Genomic DNA, 20,742 nt, shown 5'->3' on the forward strand with positions numbered 1-20,742 from the left:
CACTCACCGACATCATTTTTTAAAAACCCTTCGCTATACAGGACGGCCCGCTTATAACAAAAAGGCCTTCCGCCCATGTCCTTCCCGCCGCAGCGTCTCTCCCTCGCCATCACTTTGCTGATTTCCGCCACGGCGGCCCACGGCAAAAACATTCAGATCGACACCGCCACCACCGCCGCGCAAACCTTGGGCGGGAATGACACGTTGACCATTTCAGCGCCGGGCAGCATCACCAATAGCGGCAAGACCGTCAGCCTGAAAGACAAGACCAGCGGCACCGGTGTGGTGATCGATAACGCCGGCAAAATCATCTCCACCGGTGGCCGCGCGATTGATAGCAGCGGCGACGAAAGCAAGGCGCGCGACTACGCGATCTATAACCGCAGCGGCGGGCAGATTCTCGGCGCCAACGACGCTTTGCGCATCGACAGCAATTTCGTCAGCGGCAGTCTGTTGATCGACAACAGTGGCGTGATTCGCTCCAGCACCGGCCAAGGTCTGGATCTCGATGCGCTGCGCAGCGACGGGGTGAAAACCACCATCATCAATCGCGCGGGCGGGCTGATTCGCGGCGACGCCAGCGACGGCATGAAGACCGGCGCCAACGCCACGATCACTAACTACGGCGAGATTTCTACCGGCGATTCGCACAACGCCGACGAGAAGTTCGACGGCATCGATATCGATTCGGCTGGCGGCGTTAGCGTGACCAACTACGGGGTGATTTCCGGTGGTCGTCACGGCATCACCACCGATCTCGGCGCGACTTTGGTCAACTATGGACAGATCACCGGGCGCAACGGCTCCGGGTTCGGTTCCGACGGTGACGGCACGGTGATCAACCACGGCACCATCACTGGCGCTTACTCCGGGTTGCAAGCGAACGGTGACGGCGACGGCGTGGACATCGACAACATCGCCCACATCGAAAACTACGGCACCATTCAAGGCGTCGGCGCGGGCGGCGTGGACAAGGGTGGTTTCGCCAATGGCAGCGAAGGGATCGCGCTGGGCGGCGGCTATATTCTCAACGGCAAAGACGCACTGATCAGCGGCGCCGACAGCGCGATTCTGGTCGACGACGGCAGCGGCAATTCGGGGCTGGCAGCGACCACGCTGGAGAACTTCGGCACCATTCAGGGCCTCAACGGTTTCGGCGTGAAGTTCGTCGGCGAGTTCGATGACAACGTGGTCAACGGCGGCACCATCAGCGGCAGCAATGGCCTGGCGCTGGATCTCGGTGGCGGCAACGACAGCCTGACCTTGCGCAACGGCAGCCGCTTTGGCGGCGTGGTCGATGGCGGCAGCGGTGATGACCAAGTGGTGATGGACGACGCCGCGGGCGGCAGCTTCGGCGACAGTCGCAACTTCGAATGGCTGGAAGTGAAACAAGGCGCGTGGACGCTGACCGGCAACGGCGATTTCAGCGACGGTGGCGCGGTGCGCAATGGCGCGACGTTGATCAACCAGGGCAGCATCGCTGGCGACCTGACCGTCGATGCGGGCGGTGTGTATGCCGGCGGCGGTTCGGTGGGCAGTCTCGACGTCAACGGTACCTTGCGCACCGACACCAGCCTCGGTCGTGCAACCGTCGTGCATGATTTGAATATGGGCAGCGGCTCGACCCTCGCCTATGGTGTCAACGCCGACGGCAGCAGCGCCCCGGTGCAAGTCGGCGGCACCGCCAACCTTAACGGCGCGACGCTGGCGGTCAATCCCGGCCCCGGCACGTATCCGTGGCAAAGCCAGTACACCGTGTTGCAGGCCGGGCAAGTCAATGGCACCTTCGGCAGCGTCACCAGCGACTACGCGTTCCTCACGCCGACCCTCGCCTACACGCCGACGCAGGTTGATCTGAGTTACAACCGCAACGACGTGGCGTTCAACGAGTTCGCTACCACTGGCAATGGCCGCAACGCCGCCAACAGCATCGCTTCGATGGGCAGCAACAACGCGTTGTACAACGCGCTGCTCAACACCTCGCAAAGCACGGCGGGCGCCGCAATCGAACAACTCGCCGGTTCAAGCAACGCCAACCTGACCAGCGCCACCCTCGCCGCCAGCAGTCAGGTCGGCAACAGCATGCTCTCGGCGATGCAACAAATCGGCGGCAGCCCGGGCCTGGCTGTCGGCCTCGATCAGCGCGATACACCGGTGCTGGCGGCGAACGGCGTGCCTTCCGAGGCGCGCAATCTGAATGACCCGAACGCCCGTGGCCGTCTGTGGCTGCAAGGCATCGGCGGCTACGGCAAGCTCGACGGCGAACATGGCAGCAGCGGTCTGGAACAACGCACCAAGGGCAGCGTGCTCGGCGCCGACTGGTCGATGACCCCGGCGTGGCGCGTGGGTGTGCTCGGCGGTTATTCGAAAACCGATCTCGACGCCAGCGGTGTCGACGGCAACGTCGAGAGCTGGCACGCCGGCGTTTATGCGCTGCATCAGAATGGCCCGATTTCAGTGCGTCTCGGCGCGGCGTACAGCGGCCATCAGGGGGACAGCAAACGCACCGTCGCCTTCAACGGTTTCAGCGATCGCCCGAAAGGCGATTACGACGCCGACAGTCAGCAAGCCTTCGCCGAACTCGGCTACGCCATGGGCAGCGGTCGACTCAACGCCGAACCCTTCGCCAGCCTCGGCTACCAGCGCTACCACCGCGATAGTTATCAGGAAAAGGGTGGTGCCGCCGCGCTGCAAGTCGACAGCGAAACCCAGGACAACTTCAGCAGCACCTTCGGCTTGCGTCTGGCCCACCTGAATACGTTGGATAACGGTATGAGCCTGACGCCGCGCATGACGGCTGGTTGGAAGCATACCTATGGCGATGTGAGCAATTCGACGCGTCAGGCTTTCGTCACCGGTGGCACCGCGTTCAGTGTCGATGGCAGCTCGCTGGATCGTGACAGCCTGGTGCTGGAAGCGGGTCTGGAAGTCGGCATCTCGGCGCGGCATACGCTGGGTGTCGGTTACAGCGGCGAGATCGGCAGCAACAGCCGCAATCACGGGCTGATCGGGCAATGGCAGATGAGTTTCTGAGAGTGCCAGCGGGTTACATCTGTAAACATTGTAGGAAAACACGTCGTAAGGGCTGGATAAAAACAGCCGTTGCTTCGGTCTCGACGATTTTCCCCGGAGGAAACTGAAGGAAGCCGCAAGCCTGTGGGAAGCAGCTGACATCGGCCCCACAGGCCTTCAACTTAGAGTTTGGCCTCCAGTCAAAGAGGCCTTACTTGATGCCCGTTCAACACTTTTACCAACCGAAAAAACTGGCGCTGGCCATCACCCTCGCGGTGAGCTGCGCTCAATACACACAGGCCGAAGAAGTGCCTGCCAACGTGCCAACCCCTGGCGCGCTGACGGCGCTACTCGACACCTTCATCAACGATCCCGACACCCTTAAAACACCGATCGACAAGAAGGGTTATGCCGAGCCTTTTAGTGAGCGCAGTGATCTGCTCATCGTCACCGGTAAAGGCAGCTTTGCAGGCCCGGTGGATGGCGCCGGCGGTGTGAATGTCCTGCAACTTGATGCGGCCAAGGGCTCGCTGGGTGATACGCAGAACTTCCATGGCCTTGAGGTCAAGCAAGGTGTCTGGACTCGAGTCAAAAATACGCCCTCGGACTTCACCGCAGGGGTTGTGGTGCGCCCTGAAGCGACCTTCACCAATGAAGGTGCGATTGCTGGACATGCCGTGGTCGAAGGCACGCTGATCAATAAAGGCGGGATCAATCAAGGCGCCTTTGTATCTGCTGGCGGTAACCTCAACAACCGGGGAATCATTGGCGGGGCAGTCCACGTTGATGAAAAGGGCCAATTCGCTGGTGGAGGTGCAACTGGCACATTGAATGTTCATGGAATGCTGAAGGTTAATCAGGCGCTCGGCGCACCTTCCGTGAATGGCGATTTGAACCTGAAGCCCAGCGCGACGTTGGCTTACGAGGTTAAAGCGAAAGGAGTTAGCAAGACCATCGTGGTCGCCGGGACGGCCGATCTGGGTAATTCGACGTTGCAACTCACAACGGCGGGCGACTACCCGAAAAGCAGTCAGCACACGATTCTGACAGCGGGAAAAGTCGTTGGGGAATTTGGCCGTATTGAAAACGATCTGGCGTTCATGACACCAACGCTGAAATACGGCGAGAAACAGGTCGGGCTGACGTTTAGCCGAAATGCAGAGAAGGTTGAAAACGCCGCCTCATCGGAAAATGCTGGCGAAATTGGTAAACAAATCGATCAGATGCTTGATGCTTCCACCACTCCGGTCGCGCCGCCAGAAGTAGTGCCGGTGGTGGCTGAGACGACGGGAGCGCAGGTGGAAACGCCAGTGATCGAAACGGCGATTTCGGAGTCTTCTGCTCCAGCGATAGCGACGGTTTCTGAGGTGGTTACGGAGCCAGCGGACACTGCTGTTTCGGTTGTTTCTGGTGAGGCCGCCGCTTCAATCGGAACTGCCGTCTCCGCCGAGGCGGTTATTTCGGCTGTTGCGGCTAATCCCGTTGATACTTCCCCTACAGTTGAAACACCTGTTGCCGTTGCGGCTACCGAGCCAGCTGAAAATGCAGCCCCTGTCCTGGCTTCCGCGTCGGCCGCGACTCAAGCTGTTCCTGCGGCGCCTGCAACGACTGCACCAACTGCAAGCGTCGTCCCGGCCAGTGTTTCTGCACCGATCGCACCTGCGAACCAAGCCCTCGTCGCCCTGCTCGGCAGTAACAGAAACACCGCTGCTTTGGCGCTCGATCAACTCGCCGCCGGCAGCAACGCCAACCTCGCCAAAGCCACACTAAGCGCCGTGTCACCGGTCAGCGACAGCATGCTGTCGGCCATGCGTCAGCTCGACACCGATGCAAGATCAGCTAAAGCAGGTGACGGTAACGGCCGAGTCTGGGTTCAGGCATTAGGCAATGGCGGCAAAATCGATCGCGACACCGATAGCACCCTGAAACACTCCACCCAAGGTCTCGTTGCAGGTGCTGACTGGCGTCTCGATGAGCAATGGCATGTCGGGATCATCGGTGGTAACTCGCAGACCAAACTCAATGCGCGCCATGCCGATGGCGATCTCGACAGCTGGCATGTCGGTGCCTACGCGGTGCGTCAGGACGGCCCGCTGGCACTGCGCCTTGGCGCCACCTATGCCAGTCACGACGGCAGCAGCAAACGTCGGGTCGCGTTCAACGGTTTTAGCGATCGCCTCAAAGGCAGTTATGACGCCGCCACCCAACAGGCCTTTGCCGAACTGGGTTACGACTTCGGCGAAGGCGATTTCACACTCGAGCCCTTCGCCAATCTCGGTTACCAGCGCTACCAGCGTGACAGTTACAGCGAAAAAGGTGGCGACGCGGCGTTGAAGGTTCACGGGCAGTCACAAAAAAACCTGAGCAGTACCTTCGGTTTGCGCATGGCAAAAACCAACAACCTCGACAACGGCATGCAACTGACGCCACGTCTGAGTGCGGGTTGGAAACATACCTACGGCGAACTCGACATGCACACGCGCCAGCAGTTGCTGAACGGCGGGATCGGCTTTGAAATCGCTGGGGCGCAACTGGATCGCAACAGTTTGTCGCTGGATGCCGGCCTCGATCTGGCGCTATCAGCCAGTCATACGCTGGGCATGGGCGTCACCGGCGACATCGCCTCCGACAGCCGCAACACTGGCCTGATGGGCCAATGGCGCATGGCGTTCTAACGACCTGATGGGCTGTTGTGGGGGCGGGCTTGCCAGCGAAGAGGTAATGTCAGCCAGTTTTTGCTGCAACTGACACACCGCTTTCGCGAGCAAGCTCTGCTCCTACAAGGTTCTGCGCCACCCGCAAATCCCCTGTAGGAGCTGCCGCAGGCTGCGATCTTTTGATCTTGCCCTTAAACAACAACATCAAAAGATCGCAGCCTGCGGCAGCTCCTACAGAGAAAAAAAGGCAAAAAAAAGGGGAGCACATGCCCCCCCGAGGTTTAAAGCGTTGGATCGCGGCGGTTATCTCAGCCTTCGATCTCGATCAGGATTTCGCCCGGATTGACCCGATCACCCTTGGCCACATGAATCGCGGTGACCTTGCCGGCAATAGCTGCCTGGACTTCGGTTTCCATCTTCATCGCTTCGGTGATCAGCACAGCCTGGCCAGCCTTGACGGTGTCGCCTTCCTTGACCAGTACATCAACGATGTTGCCCGGCATGGTCGTGCTGACGTGGCCCGGTGCCGAAGCTTGCTTACGCTTGCTACTGCCACCGCCGACGAATTCATTGAGCGGTTCGAACACCACTTCTTCCGGCATGCCGTCGATGGACAGGTAGAAGTGACGTTTGCCTTCCGCTTTCACACCGACACCGGTGATGTCGACGCGGTAGGTTTCGCCGTGCACGTCGATGACGAACTCGGTCGGTACGCCTTCGCCGCCCGCCTTGGTCACACCGCCCGCTTCAGGAATCGGCAGCAGCACTTCAGGGGTCAGGGTGCCGGCGGCACGCTCTTCGAGGAACTTGCGGCCGATGTCCGGGAACATGGCGAAGGTCAGCACGTCTTCTTCCGACTTGGCCAGTGCGCCGATGTCGGCACGCAGCTTGGTCATTTCCGGCTTGAGCAGATCGGCCGGACGCACGTCGATGACTTCTTCGCTGCCGATCGCCTGACGACGCAGCTTCTCGTTGACCACGCCCGGCGCCTTGCCGTAGCCGCCTTGCAAGTAGAGCTTCACTTCGTTGGTGATGGTCTTGTAGCGCTCGCCGGCCAGCACGTTGAAGAACGCCTGGGTGCCGACGATCTGCGAAGTCGGGGTCACCAGCGGCGGGAAGCCGAGGTCTTCACGCACGCGCGGGATTTCCGCGAGCACTTCGCCCATGCGGTTGAGAGCGCCCTGCTCTTTCAACTGGTTCGCGAGGTTGGAGATCATCCCGCCCGGCACCTGGTTGACTTGCACGCGGGTGTCGACGGCGGTGAATTCGCTTTCAAACTGGTGGTACTTCTTGCGCACGGCGTAGAAGTACAGGCCGATCTCTTGCAGCAGTTCGAGGTTCAGACCGGTATCGAATTCGGTGCCCTTGAGCGCAGCGACCATCGACTCGGTGCCCGGGTGGCTGGTGCCCGAAGCGAAGCTGGAGATCGCGGTGTCAATGTGGTCGGCGCCGTTTTCGATCGCCTTGAGCTGGCACATGGTCGCCAGACCGGCCGTGTCGTGCGAGTGGATGAAAACCGGCAGCGATTGCTCGGCCTTCAACGCACGAACCAGTTCACCGGTGGCGTACGGGGTCAGCAGACCGGCCATGTCCTTGATCGCCACCGAGTCGCAACCCATGGCTTCCATTTGCTTGGCCTGGGTGACGAACGCGTCGATCGTGTGCACCGGGCTGGTGGTGTAAGCGATGGTGCCTTGGGCATGTTTGCCGGCCGCTTTCACCGCTTCGATGGCCACGCGCAGGTTACGCACGTCGTTCATTGCATCGAAGATGCGGAACACGTCGATGCCATTGACGGCAGCTTTGGCGACGAAGGCTTTGACCACGTCGTCGCTGTAGTGACGGTAGCCCAGCAGGTTCTGCCCGCGCAGGAGCATTTGCAGTCGGGTGTTAGGCAGCGCCGCGCGCAGTTGGCGCAGACGCTCCCACGGGTCTTCTTTCAGAAAGCGTACGCAGGCGTCGAACGTCGCGCCGCCCCAGCACTCCAGCGACCAGTAGCCGACTTTGTCGAGCTTGTCGCAGATCGGCAGCATGTCTTCGGTGCGCATGCGGGTGGCGAGCAGCGATTGGTGAGCGTCGCGCAGGATGGTGTCGGTAACGAAGATCTTCTTAGTCATTGGTATCTCCTCATAGCGGCAAGCTTCAAGCTAAAAGCTGCAAGAAAAAGCCAATCTGCTTTTACTTGCCGCTTGCAGCTAAAAGCTCGCAGCTGTTTCATTCATAGGCCTGCGTGGGCGGCGATGGCGGCGGCGATGGCCAGGGCCAGCTCTTCGGGTTTGCGCTTGATCGAGTAGTTGGTCAGTTCAGGGTGGCTTTCAACGAAGCTGGTATTGAACTGGCCGCTACGGAATTCCGGGTTGCGCAGGATTTCCTGGTAGTACGCGGCGGTGGTCTTCACGCCTTGCAGACGCATGTCGTCCAGCGCACGCAGGCCACGATCCATCGCCTCTTCCCAGGTCAGTGCCCAGACCACCAGTTTCAGGCACATCGAGTCGTAGAACGGCGGAATGGTGTAGCCGGTGTAAATCGCTGTGTCGGTGCGCACGCCCGGGCCACCGGGGGCGTAGTAACGGGTGATCTTGCCGAAGCTCGGCAGAAAGTTGTTCTTCGGGTCTTCGGCGTTGATACGGAACTGCAACGCGAAACCACGGTGCTGAATGTCTTCCTGTTTCACTGACAGCGGCAGGCCGGAAGCGATGCGAATCTGTTCGCGGACGATGTCGATCCCGGTGATTTCTTCGGTGATGGTGTGTTCCACCTGCACCCGAGTGTTCATCTCCATGAAGTACACCTCGCCCTCGGCGAGCAGGAACTCTACGGTGCCGGCGTTCTCGTAACCCACTGCCTTGGCCGCACGCACCGACAGGTCGCCGATGTAGGCGCGCTGTTCCGGGGTCAGTTGCGGGCTAGGGGCGATTTCGATGAGCTTCTGGTTGCGACGCTGGATCGAGCAGTCACGCTCGAACAGGTGCACGACGTTGCCGAAGCTGTCGCCAAGGATCTGCGCTTCGATGTGCTTGGGATTGACGATGCATTTTTCCAGGAACACTTCGGCAGAACCGAACGCCTTGGTCGCTTCGGAAATCACCCGAGGGAAATTCTGTTCGAGTTCTTCACGGCTGTTGCAGCGACGGATACCACGGCCGCCACCACCGGAGGTGGCCTTGAGCATCACCGGATAACCGATGCGGTCGCCCTCGACCAAAGCTTCTTCGATGTCGGCGACGTTGCCTTCAGTGCCCGGCGTGACCGGTACGCCGGCCTTGATCATGCTGCGGCGCGCTTCGGTCTTGTCGCCCATGCGGCGAATGACTTCTGCCGACGGGCCAATGAACTTGATCCCGCGTTCGGCACAGATATCAGCCAGTTCGGCGTTTTCCGAAAGGAAACCGTAGCCGGGATGCAGGGCATCGCAACCAGTTTCCACGGCGAGGTTCACCAGCTTGCGCGGGTTCAGATAACCGGCCAGTGGCTCGGCACCGATGCTGTGGGCCTCGTCCGCACGCTTCACATGCAGCGCATGGCGGTCGGCGTCGGAAAAAATCGCTACCGAGCGAATGCCCATTTCGGCGCAGGCTCGCACGATTCGTACGGCAATCTCACCACGGTTGGCGATCAGGATCTTTGTTATCACTTGGAGGTTCCCTTGAGCCGGTGGCACCACGACCTGCTAGACCCAGGTCGACGCGTGACCAAATGTTTCAATTTAGTCGCAGATCCACACTAGCGCTCATAAGGGATTAACAAAAATGAATAATAATTGGGTTAGCCATAAGTAAAGACTTATAGTTCAAACATCTATCCGCGTGCCGAGCCCGAATAAAATGCGTAAGTCCTTGATGCGTATGACATTGCGTCAGCTGCAGATCTTCAACGAGGTGTGTGATTTACGCTCTTACAGCCGCGCCGCGGATGAAATGTCGCTCACCCAACCGGCGGTTAGCCTGCAAATAAAGCAGCTGGAAGAGCTGATCGGCCAGCCATTATTCGATTATGTCGGCAAAAAACTCTACATGACCGAAGCCGCTGAAGCTCTTCAGCGCGCCAGCCGGGATATTTTCGGGCGTCTGGAAAACCTCGATATGCAGCTGTCGGACATGCAGGGTTCGCTGCAGGGTCAGCTGAAACTGGCGGTGGAATCCAGCGCCAAATATTTCGTCCCACACCTGTTTGCCGCGTTCAAACGCCAGCACCCGGAAGTGAATCTGCAACTGACCGTGGTCAACCGTGGCCAGGTCATTCGCAGGCTCTCGGACAACCGTGACGATCTGGTGATCATGTCGATGGTGCCGCAGGACATGGGCCTGGAATTTTTGCCATTCCTCAACAACCCGATTGTTGCCGTGGCGCGCCCGGATCATCCGTTGGCGCACATGGGCCCGTTGCGGTTACAGGATCTGGAACCCTACACGCTGCTGATCCGCGAGCCCGGCTCGGGTACGCGACTGGCGTGCGAAGAGTATTTCAAAGAGAAACGCGTGCACTTCACTCAGACTCAGGAAGTGGCGTCGGCCGAAGCGCAGCGTGAATGTGTGCAAGCGGGTCTGGGCCTGGCGCTGTTGACGCGCCATGCCCTGAACCTGGAGCTGGCGACCGGCGGGCTCGTCGAGCTGCAGGTCGAGGAATTGCCGCTGTTCCGTAGCTGGTGCCTGGTGCAAGCGAAAGCCAAACGCTTGTCACCGGTGGCGCACGCCTTCCTGGCGTTTATCCGCAGCGAACGCGTGCAGATCAGCGCGCTGGTTGAGCGCTTCGACGGGAAGCTGCGGGTGCCGCCTGCCAGTGAGTGATATCGGGAAAGTCGCCGATTTCGGCTTGAAGCTGACGGAGTTCGAAGCGATCTTCGATAGCGCGGCGAAATTCCATGCGGCGCTGGTCTTCCTGCTGACGACGGGTTTTCGCGGCGCTGTTGCGTTCTTCGTAGGGCTGAGCCATTTCGAGTCTCCCAAGGCGATGACGGGAGTTTCACAATAGGCGTGGGGGATGACGGTTTGATGAAAGTTGCCGACTACAAAGCAAAAGATCGCAGCCTTCGGCAGCTCCTACACGGTCAATGTAGGAGCTGCCGAAGGCTGCGATCTTTTGATCTTAATCATCCAGAGCTTTGGCGGCTTTCGGAGAGAGGCGCAAACTACGCAAACTGCGCTTCACGCTCTTGAGGTGGTTAACCAGGCTCGGCCCACGCGCCATGGCCACGCCCATCGCCAACACATCAATCACCACCAGGTGCGCGATACGCGAGGTCAGCGGCGTATAGATCTCAGTGTCTTCATGCACATCGATCGCCAGATTAACAGTCGACAACTCGGCCAACGGCGTCTGGCTCGGGCACAAGGTAATCAACGACGCCCCGCTCTCACGCACCAGATTGGCGGTGATCAGCAAATCCTTGGAGCGCCCGGACTGGGAAATACAGATCGCCACATCGGTCGGCTTCAACGTCACCGCCGACATCGCCTGCATGTGCGGATCGGAATACGCCGCTGCGGTCAGCAACAACCGGAAGAACTTGTGCTGCGCATCCGCCGCCACCGCGCCCGACGCGCCAAAACCATAGAACTCAACGCGCTGCGCCTGCGACATCAACGTCACCGCACGCTGCAACTCAATCGGATCGAGCTTCTCGCGAACCTCCATCAACGTGTGCAACGTGGTGTCAAAAATCTTCAGGCTGTAATCGGCAACCGAGTCGTCTTCGTGGATCGCGAACTGGCCGAAGCTGGCACCGGCCGCAAGGCTCTGCGCTAACTTCAGTTTGAGATCCTGAAAACCGGAGCAACCGATGGCGCGACAGAAGCGCACGATGGTCGGCTCACTGATGCCGACGTTGTGGGCCAGGTCGGCCATGGAACTGTGCATCACGGCCGCAGGGTCAAGCAGCACGTGGTCGGCGACCTTGAGCTCCGACTTGCGTAACAGGTGACGTGACTGGGCGATGTGTTGCAGCAGATTCAAGGGGCTGGACTCTTCTTATGGGCAAGGATGTAGCACGCTTGTAGTTATACTACATGAATTGGCTTTTTGCCTGCTCAATGCGTAACTCCATGTCCCCATATCAGGCGCGATGAGGTGCATGTAGCCCTTAAAACGGTTTTTCCTGTTCACGCAAAAGCCCGGCCAGAGCGGCAGCCTCCACCGGACGACTGATCAGATAGCCCTGCACCTCATCGCAACGTTCGGCGCGTAAAAATTCCAGCTGATCCTGACGTTCAACGCCCTCCGCGACCACTTTCAGCGACAGCCCGTGGGCCATGGCGATGATCGCACGGGTAATCGCCGCATCCTCACTGCCCTCGCCCAATCCGCGTATGAACGCCTGATCGATCTTCACGTAATCCACCGGAATACGCTTGAGATAACTCAATGACGAATAGCCTGTGCCGAAGTCGTCAATGGCCAGTTTCACGCCCAGATCGCGCAGTTGCTGGAAGGTCGCGATGATGTGTTCGACGCTGTCGAGCAACTGGCTTTCGGTCAGTTCCAGTTCGAGGTAGTGCGGCGCCAGACCGGTTTCCTCCAGCACCTGACGTACCAGACTGACCAGTTTGCCCTGCCGCAATTGATGCACCGAGAGGTTCACCGAAACCCGGATCGGCTCCAGCCCTTGCCGCTGCCATTCGCACGCTTGCCAGCAAGCCTGACGCAAGACGAATTCGCCGATCGGCCCGATCAATCCGGTCTCCTCGGCCAGCCCGATAAAATCCCCCGGCGGCACCCGGCCCATGGTCGGATGATCCCAGCGCACCAGTGCTTCCGCCGCGTTCAAGCGACCTGATTCGAGGCACAGCTTTGGCTGGTAAAACACTTTGAGCTGCTTGTCCTCGATGGCTTTGCGCAACTGGTTTTCCAGCTGCAAGCGCTCGAGGGTGCTGGCCTGCAGGCTCTCGGTGTAGAACTGGAAGTTGTTGCCGCCGAGGTGTTTGGCGTGTTGCATGGCCATGTTCGATTGACTGACCAGCGCAGCAATTTCCCGCGCGTTGTCCGGCAACATGCTGATGCCCATCGAGGCGCTGACCACCAGTTCATGCCCTTCAACCGTCAGCGGCAAACGCAGCTTGGCCGACAATCGCGTAGCGACCCGCGCCAGACTCGACAGGTTGCCGTAAGCATCGAACAGCACCGCAAATTCATCGCCGGACAAACGCGCAATGGTGTCAGCCTCCGGCAACGCGTTGACCAGCCGCCGCGCCATCTTCTGCAACAACTGGTCAGCGACTTCATGGCCGAGACTGTCGTTGAGCAATTTGAAGCGATCCAGATTGATGTGCAGCAACGCCAGACTGCGCCGACCCTGACGTGAACGCTGATGCGCTTCGTGCAGACGTTCACGGAACAGCGAGCGATTGGCCAACCCGGTGAGTTCGTCGTAATGGGTCAGGTAACGCATGCGCTCTTCGGATTCGCGTCGCGCGGAGAGATCGGCGAAGAAGCCGACGATATGGCTGACATTACCGCGACTGTCGCGCACCGCATTCAATTGCAGCCACTGCGGATACAGCTCGCCGTTCTTGCGCGTCTCGACCAACTCACCCTGCCAACTGCCGTGCTGCTCCAGTGCATGACGGATCGCCACGTAATGACGGCGCGCATCGCGGCTGCACGGCAGTTCGACGACATTGCGCCCGAGCATGTCGTCGATGTCGTAACCGGTGACACGACTGAACGCCTGATTGATCGCGATCAGCGCGTAGTTCGGGTCGAGAATGACGATGCCTTCGCTGGCCGCTTCAAAAACCGTCGCCGCCAGTCGCTGCTGTTCTTCGAGGCTTTTGCTGACGCTGATGTCGCGGCGGGTGCCGACCATGCGGATCACCCGTCCGCTGTCACTGCGCTCCACCGCGCGGCCACGGTCTTCGATCCACACCCAATGACCGTCGCCGTGACGCACGCGGTACTCAATCTGATAATCCTCTGTGCGACCCTTTAAATGCTCGGTCAGCGCGAGTTTGAGGTTCGGTACGTCTTCGGGGTGCAATCGCGGTTTGAGATCGCGCAGCAACGCCGTGACGTATTCCGGGGCGAGGCCGAACAGTTCCTGAATCTGCGTGTGATGGACTTCGTCGGTTTGCAGGTTCCAGTCCCACAATCCCAGCTCACTGGCTTTCAACGCCAGCGCCAGCCGCGCTTCGCTTTTGCTCAGGGCCTGATTGGCGGCGTCCAGTTCGCGGCTGCGCTGGGCAACACGATCCTCAAGGGCGACCTGGGCTTCACGCAACTTGCCCTCGGCACAGCGCCGGTGGTCGATCTCCTTGGCCAGTTCCTGATTGAGTTGCTCGCTACGGGATTGGGTCTGTTGCAGGTGTTCAATGAGGTGCTGATTCTGAAAGCGCCGCAGCAAGCCGCGATCGATCAGCCGATTGACCTGCCACGCCACCACACTCAGCGAGCCGAGCAAGATCAACCCGAGCCAGCCCCAACCGCGCGCCTGCTCGTCGCCGCCCCAAAACAGATAGCCAATCGCTGGCAACAGACACGGCAAGGTGAAGGACAAAAACGCGGGCAGACTCACCGCGTACGCGACACTGGCTGACAACGTCGCGGCGCCAATCAGGCCGAACACCCAGGCTTGCTGCATAAAGTTGTCGGCGGGCACCAGGGCGATGCCGGCGCCGGCGAGCGTCAGGCCGGTCATGGTCGAGCCGAGCAGGAACATTCGGCGCCAGATCGGCTGCGCCTGTCGATTGGGAATGGCGGAATCGAACGCGGCCACTTGGATCACCCGCAGCGCGACCAGCGACAGCAACCACACCAGCCAAATACTGACCACGAAGTAGCGCTGCGGGCTCCAGAGCAAACCGGCGCAGACCAGACCATTGATCAACATGAACAGCGTGGGCAATAAAGAACCCTGATACAGCAGGCGCGTGCGCTCGACCGCCATCTCGGTGGCGTAGTGCTTGCGGATAACCCGGGGTTCCACGGAGGGGCCCGACAGTTCGGAGCTGAGGGTCATGGGCAACGTTCTTGTTCTTATAAGGAGGGCGTGCGCCCGAAACGTGGACGGAGCATACACAAGCCGATCAACTTGCCAAACCACGCCAGATCATAATTTGCGCAAAACTTTTCCCCCCTCAGGCACCGTTGAAACCCGCAGAGCCAAGCGGGCCAACGGCTGTCGCCGGTGACCGACCGGTCGTCATTGGCAGCACTTTCATCGGCTAATGCAAAGCTCGGTTTGCCCGGGCCTGCGGCGCACCCTAGAATGCCCCGATGCGCGATGATCTCTCCCTTCTGCTGAACTCCCTCAACGATGCCCAACGCCAGGCTGTAGCAGCCTCCGTTGGCCGTCAGTTGGTCCTGGCCGGTGCTGGCTCCGGTAAAACCCGAGTGCTGGTGCACCGTATCGCCTGGTTGATCCAGGTCGAAAACGCCTCGCCCCACTCCATTCTGTCGGTGACCTTCACCAACAAGGCCGCTGCCGAGATGCGTCACCGCATCGAGCAGTTGCTGGGTATCAACCCGGCGGGCATGTGGGTCGGCACCTTCCACGGCCTGGCGCACCGCTTGTTGCGGGCGCACTGGCAGGAAGCGGGCTTGAGCCAGACGTTTCAGATTCTCGACAGCGACGACCAGCAACGGCTGGTCAAGCGGGTGATCCGCGAGCTGGGTCTCGACGAGCAACGCTGGCCGGCCCGTCAGGCTCAGTGGTTCATCAACGGCCAGAAAGACGAAGGTCTGCGGCCGCAACATATTCAGGCCAGCGGCGATTTGTACCTGGCGACCATGCGCAGCATTTACGAAGCCTACGAGGCGGCGTGCCTGCGCGCCGGTGTGATCGACTTCTCCGAACTGCTGCTGCGCGCCCTCGATTTGTGGCGCGATCATCCGGGCCTGTTGGCGCACTACCAAAAGCGCTTCCGCCATATTCTGGTGGACGAGTTCCAGGACACCAACGCCGTGCAGTACGCCTGGTTGCGCCTGCTCGGCAAGGGCGGCGACAGCCTGATGGTGGTCGGCGACGATGACCAGTCGATTTACGGCTGGCGCGGCGCGAAGATCGAGAACATTCATCAGTACTCGTCCGACTTCGCCGATTCGGTGACCATTCGTCTCGAGCAGAACTACCGCTCCACCGCCGGCATCCTCAAGGCTGCCAACGCCTTGATCGCCAACAACACCGGGCGCCTCGGCAAAGAGCTGTGGACGGACGGCGGCGATGGCGAGGCGATCAATCTGTACGCCGCGTTCAACGAACACGACGAAGCACGCTACGTTGTCGAAACCATCGAAAGCGCGCTGAAAACAGGCTTGGCCCGTAGCGATATCGCGATTCTCTATCGCTCCAACGCCCAATCGCGCGTTTTGGAAGAAGCGTTGCTGCGCGAGCGTATTCCGTATCGCATCTATGGCGGTCAGCGCTTCTTCGAGCGTGCGGAAATCAAGAACGCCATGGCGTACCTGCGTTTGCTCGAAGGTCGCGGTAACGACGCGGCGCTGGAACGGGTGATCAACGTTCCGGCCCGTGGCATCGGCGAGAAAACCGTCGAAGCCATCCGCGAGCACGCACGTCACAGCGATGTGTCGATGTGGGAAGCCATGCGCCTGCTGGTCGCTAATAAAGGCCTGACCGGTCGTGCGGCGGGAGCTTTGGGCGCGTTTATCGAGCTGATCGAGAACCTCGCCGCCAAGTGCGCCGAGATGCCGCTGCACTTGATGACGCAAACCGTCATCGAGCAATCCGGACTCATCGCTTATCACGAAGCGGAGAAAGGCGAAAAGGGCCAGGCTCGGGTAGAAAACCTTGAGGAATTGGTCAGCGCCGCGCGCAACTTCGAGAACAACGAAGAAGACGAAGAGCTGACGCCACTGGCGGCATTCCTCGGCCACGCTTCGCTGGAGGCCGGCGACACTCAGGCTGACGAGCACGAAGACAGCATTCAGTTAATGACGCTGCACAGCGCCAAAGGCCTGGAATTTCCTTACGTGTTCCTCGTGGGCATGGAAGAAGGCCTGTTCCCGCACAAGATGAGCCTGGAAGAGCCGGGGCGTCTTGAGGAAGAACGGCGTCTGGCTTACGTCGGCATCACCCGGGCGATGCAGAATCTGGTGATGACCTACGCGGAAACTCGCCGCTTGTACGGGAGCGAAACCTACAACAAGGTCTCGCGTTTCGTACGCGAAGTGCCGAAAGGTCTGATTCAGGAAGTCCGTTTGTCGAACAGCGTCAGCCGACCGTTCGGCGGCAATCAGTCGATGAGCGGCAGCAACCTGTTCGCCGGCAGTGAAATTCCGGAAACCGGGTTGAGTCTGGGCCAGGCGGTACGCCATTCGATTTTTGGTGAGGGCGTGATCCTTAACTTCGAAGGCGCGGGTGCGCAGGCACGGGTGCAGGTGAACTTCAGCGAAGGCAGCAAGTGGCTGATGCTCGGTTACGCCAAGCTGGAAGCTATCTAAGCCCCATTCAATTGCTCTTTGCTCTTTGCTCTTTGCTCTTTGTAGGAGCCGAGCTTGCTCGCGAAAGCGGCGGAACATTCAACTGTTGTGTTGACTGACAGACCGCCTTCGCGAGCAAGCTCGGCTCCTACAGGGTTTGATGTTTTGAGCCAAAATCCGGCTGAACCAATCCCCTTTTCCTACAGCCAAAAGTACATCCGCTGATTGCCTCGCGAAGCTGAACGCTACCTGTCAGGCAAAAGCCCGAAACACTCTCTCGCTAGCCAGTAACACTTCAGCTGTGCAACATGGCGCGCGTGTCTCCACAAACGGGAAATCCCTTTATGAAACGTTTTCTTAGCATCGCCATGGCGTTGTGCATCGGCCTGACGATGAGCCTCCACGCCAACGCCAAGCGCTTTGGTGGTGGCAAAAGCGCCGGCGCTGCGCCGTCGCACCAGACCAGCCAGATGGCTCCTTCTTCTCCAGGCATGGGCGGCGCTGCGGCGACCGCTGGTGCTGCCGGTGCCGCAGGCGCTGCGGCCAAGGCCGGCGGTGCTTCGAAATGGCTCGGCCCACTGGCCGGTATCGCTGCCGGTGGTCTGCTCGCTTCCATGTTCATGGGCGGCGGCTTCCAGGGCATGCAGATCTTCGACATCCTGATCATGGCCGTGATCGCGTTCGTGATCTTCCGCTTCATCGCCGCACGTCGACGCAAGCAGCAGGAGCACTTGGCTCCGGCCGGCGCGCCAATGCAGCGTGAAGTGTTCGAGCAGAAGCCTGCCGGCATGGGTTCGATCTTCGGTGGTTCGGCTGCACCTGCTGCCGTCCGTCCGGTGATCAACGCGCCAGCCTGGTTCAACGAGCAGAACTTCCTTGAAGCTGCACGCAGCCACTTCCAGTCGCTGCAGCAGCACTGGGACGCCAACGAAATGGACAAGATCGCCGAGTTCGTAACCCCGCAAATGCTTGAGTTCCTCAAGCGTGAGCGTGCGGATCTGGGCGACGCGTTCCAGTCGACCTACATCGACAACCTCCAGGTTCAACTGGATGGCGTGGATGACCGTGCCGACAAGACCATCGCCACCCTGACCTTCAACGGTGTGTCGAAGTCCTCGCGTTTCGATCAGGGCGAAGTGTTCAGCGAAAGCTGGAACATGGAACGTCCGCAGGGCGAGAACCAGCCTTGGCTGGTCGCCGGTATCCGCCAGAACGGCTGATCCCCTCACGCGGTTCACTTGCTGTAATAAAAAACCCCAGCCTCGGCTGGGGTTTTCTATTTCGCGGTTGCATCTATAGCGAGCTACTGTATAAACCGGCCCATATAAACCGCGCCATTCAAGCAAGAGGATCCCGGACGTGGAAGAAATCATCGAACAACTGCGCGAAGCCAACGAACCCGTACCGGTTCCATTGGAGTTGCCTGACGAAGACCAACTGGTGGAAGTCGAAGAAGAACTCTTCATCAACATCCCGTTTGTTTTCAAAGAATTTTTGCTGACCGTCAGCGATGTGGTCTACGGCAGCCTGGAACCGGTAACCGTCACCGACCCGCAGTCGCACACCTATTTGCCGGATGTTGCGGCCAATGCGTGGGACATCGGCGTACCGCGTGACCTCATCCCGATCTGCCAGGACGGTGAGAACTACTACTGCGTCGAAGAAGACGGCACCGTGGTGCTGTGGTCGGGCGAAGAAGAGCTGATCACCGAAGAGTCCTGGGAATCGGTATGGCACTGGGCGCGGGACGTCTGGCTGGAAAGCTGATCGGCCAGCCGCCCCGGCCGGTCAATGCCCCGACGACTCTTTGTGGTTGTCGAGGGTTTCCAGCAGCGCCACCTGCATCCGCGTGTGCACGCGGATGAACCAGCGCCAGAGCAGCGCCGCCACGGCGGCCGCGACCACGGCGATGAGCATCAGCAACTTGTTGGTCGGCAAAATACTGGCCGACAAGGCTGACAACAGCAGGAAAATCACCAGCAGCGAGAGAATCGGGATCACTTCGGCGATCACCCGGCGCACTCGCTGCGTGTGCCGCCCAGCCATCTCGGGTTTCACGCCCATCTCCGCCAGCAGCATCGACAGTGCCTTGAGCTTGCGATAAGCAGCGATCAAGAACGGCAACGACACCAGCAACGCCCCGCCCCAGATCAACGCCTTCTGCCAGCTAGGATCGGCGATCCAGTCCTGCAGCCAGGTCGAAAGACGTTCAGCGAAGAATGCGCCGGTAAAGAAAATCGCGATCACCAGCGCCAGATTGACCCCGACTTGCAGCAGGATCTTGCGAATGATCGACGCCAGCATCGCGCCCTCGCCTTGCGGCTGAATGCTGCGCAGCCATTCGCCATACATCCCCAGTACGCGCCCAAGACGCTTGGGCATCGCGCTCGACAGCTTGATCGACAGCGGATCGGCAGCGCGAATCAGGTATGGCGTCAGCAGCGTGGTGATCACCGAAACGGCCACGGCCACTGGATAGAGGAAGTTGCTGGTGACCTGCAAGGTCATGCCCAGCGCGGCGATGATGAAGGAAAATTCGCCAATCTGTGAAAGACCCATGCCCACGCGCAGTGAGGTGCGTCCGTCATTGCCGGCGATAAACGCCCCTAGGCCGCAGGACAACATCTTGCCGAGCACCACGGCGACGGTAATCACCGCGATCGGCCACGCGTATTGCAGCAGGATCATCGGGTCGAGCATCAGGCCGATGGCGACGAAAAAGATTGCGCTGAACAGGTCGCGAACCGGCTCGATCAACCGTTCGATTTTCAGCAACTGACGCGACTCGGCCATGATCGCGCCGATCAGGAATGCGCCGAGCACCATGCTGTATTCAAGTTTGACCACCAGCAGGCAGAAGCCGAAACACAGGCCTAGCACGGTGATAAGCAGCATTTCGTTGCTTTCGAATTTGGCCACATAAGCCAGCAGGCGCGGCACCAACAGAATGCCGATGACCAGCGCGACGATCATGAACAGCGAGAGCTTGCCGACCGTGGAGAACACTTCGCCGGAGCTGACCGTGCCGCTGACGGCGATACTGGATAGCAGCGCAATGATACCGATGCCGAGGATGTCTTCAACGATCAGCACGCCGAAGATCAGCTGCGCAAAGCGCTCGTTCTTCATCTTCAGATCGTTGAGCGCCTTGACGATGATGGTGGTCGAGGAGATCGCCAGAATCGCGCCGAGGAACAGCGAGTCCATGGTGTTCCAGTCGAACCAGCGGCCGATTTCGTAGCCGATCCAGATCATCAGGACAATTTCGAGGAACGCCGCAATAAACGCCGTCGCGCCGACCTTGAACAACTTGCGCAGACTGAACTCCAGCCCGAGGCAGAACATCAGGAAAATCACCCCAAGCTCGGCGAGAGTCTTGATGGTTTCTTCGTCGTGGATCAGGCCGAACGGCGGCGTGTGCGGGCCGATGATGAAACCGGCGACGATATAGCCGAGCACCACCGGTTGCTTGAAGCGGTGGAACAACACGGTCACCACACCCGCGACCAACATGATCACTGCCAGGTCCTGAATAAAACTGATGGCATGCATGGCGTGGGCTCCTTGATGGACGAGGCTCGCAGTCAGACGTCAGAAAAGTCTGAGCGAGCGAAGTAAAAATCCGCTTTTCGTGTGGGAATTGCCCTTGAGAGGGGCTTTTGCAGGTTAACACCGCGACTTGCGGCTGGAAGGCGGTGCAATA

General features: G+C 59.8%; 12 protein-coding genes. 6 read left to right on the top strand and 6 right to left on the bottom strand.

Going from position 1 to position 20,742, the window contains the following annotated elements:
- Nucleotides 1-75 precede the first annotated feature (75 nt).
- Complete coding sequence (locus tag ACIP66_RS11680) at nt 76-3,033, top strand: autotransporter domain-containing protein (RefSeq protein WP_400648156.1); 2,958 nt, start codon at nt 76-78, stop codon at nt 3,031-3,033.
- Nucleotides 3,034-3,320: 287 nt separating this feature from the next.
- Nucleotides 3,321-5,687: an autotransporter domain-containing protein gene (locus tag ACIP66_RS11685; RefSeq protein WP_400648159.1), complete on the top strand. Its 2,367-nt coding sequence runs from the start codon at nt 3,321-3,323 to the stop codon at nt 5,685-5,687.
- A 290-nt stretch (nt 5,688-5,977) separates the two neighbouring features.
- Here ACIP66_RS11685 and oadA read toward each other — a convergent pair whose 3' ends face one another.
- A complete protein-coding gene (gene oadA / locus ACIP66_RS11690; RefSeq protein ID WP_159813191.1) occupies nt 5,978-7,786 on the bottom strand; it encodes a sodium-extruding oxaloacetate decarboxylase subunit alpha in 1,809 nt (602 codons plus the stop codon).
- 101 nt (nt 7,787-7,887) lie between these two features.
- Nucleotides 7,888-9,303: an acetyl-CoA carboxylase biotin carboxylase subunit gene (locus ACIP66_RS11695; protein ID WP_053125176.1), complete on the bottom strand. Its 1,416-nt coding sequence runs from the start codon at nt 9,301-9,303 to the stop codon at nt 7,888-7,890.
- Between the two features lie 190 nt (nt 9,304-9,493).
- Between ACIP66_RS11695 and ACIP66_RS11700 the strand changes: the two genes are divergently transcribed.
- Nucleotides 9,494-10,456 carry a LysR family transcriptional regulator gene (locus ACIP66_RS11700; RefSeq protein WP_400648163.1) on the top strand — a complete coding sequence of 321 codons (963 nt, stop codon included), beginning with the start codon at nt 9,494-9,496 and terminating at the stop codon, nt 10,454-10,456.
- On the opposite strand, the gene ACIP66_RS11705 is transcribed toward ACIP66_RS11700, so the two are convergent.
- From ACIP66_RS11705 to ACIP66_RS11715, 3 genes are all read right to left on the bottom strand, one after another.
- Nucleotides 10,398-10,601 carry a PA3496 family putative envelope integrity protein gene (locus tag ACIP66_RS11705; RefSeq protein WP_077575111.1) on the bottom strand — a complete coding sequence of 68 codons (204 nt, stop codon included), beginning with the start codon at nt 10,599-10,601 and terminating at the stop codon, nt 10,398-10,400. The two genes, ACIP66_RS11700 and ACIP66_RS11705, sit on opposite strands and share 59 nt — an antisense overlap.
- Before the next feature lie 153 nt (nt 10,602-10,754).
- Nucleotides 10,755-11,621 (bottom strand): transcriptional regulator HexR, encoded by an 867-nt coding sequence (gene hexR, locus ACIP66_RS11710; RefSeq protein ID WP_053125183.1) that lies wholly within the window; start codon nt 11,619-11,621, stop codon nt 10,755-10,757.
- Between the two features lie 127 nt (nt 11,622-11,748).
- Entirely contained in the window at nt 11,749-14,619 is a 2,871-nt protein-coding gene (locus ACIP66_RS11715; protein ID WP_400648168.1) for a putative bifunctional diguanylate cyclase/phosphodiesterase, read from the bottom strand.
- 257 nt (nt 14,620-14,876) lie between these two features.
- Here ACIP66_RS11715 and uvrD point away from each other — a divergent pair, with 257 nt between their 5' ends.
- From uvrD to ACIP66_RS11730, 3 genes are all read left to right on the top strand, one after another.
- Nucleotides 14,877-17,060: a DNA helicase II gene (gene uvrD, locus ACIP66_RS11720; protein WP_053125187.1), complete on the top strand. Its 2,184-nt coding sequence runs from the start codon at nt 14,877-14,879 to the stop codon at nt 17,058-17,060.
- Between the two features lie 323 nt (nt 17,061-17,383).
- Complete coding sequence (locus ACIP66_RS11725) at nt 17,384-18,259, top strand: Tim44 domain-containing protein (RefSeq protein WP_400648171.1); 876 nt, start codon at nt 17,384-17,386, stop codon at nt 18,257-18,259.
- Nucleotides 18,260-18,398: 139 nt separating this feature from the next.
- Nucleotides 18,399-18,806: an SMI1/KNR4 family protein gene (locus ACIP66_RS11730; RefSeq protein ID WP_008078852.1), complete on the top strand. Its 408-nt coding sequence runs from the start codon at nt 18,399-18,401 to the stop codon at nt 18,804-18,806.
- Between the two features lie 21 nt (nt 18,807-18,827).
- Here ACIP66_RS11730 and ACIP66_RS11735 read toward each other — a convergent pair whose 3' ends face one another.
- Entirely contained in the window at nt 18,828-20,591 is a 1,764-nt protein-coding gene (locus ACIP66_RS11735; protein WP_053125192.1) for a cation:proton antiporter, read from the bottom strand.
- Nucleotides 20,592-20,742: the final 151 nt, after the last annotated feature.

The sequence above is a fragment of the Pseudomonas sp. NPDC088429 genome (assembly GCF_044753305.1).
Lineage (GTDB): Bacteria > Pseudomonadota > Gammaproteobacteria > Pseudomonadales > Pseudomonadaceae > Aquipseudomonas > Aquipseudomonas rustica.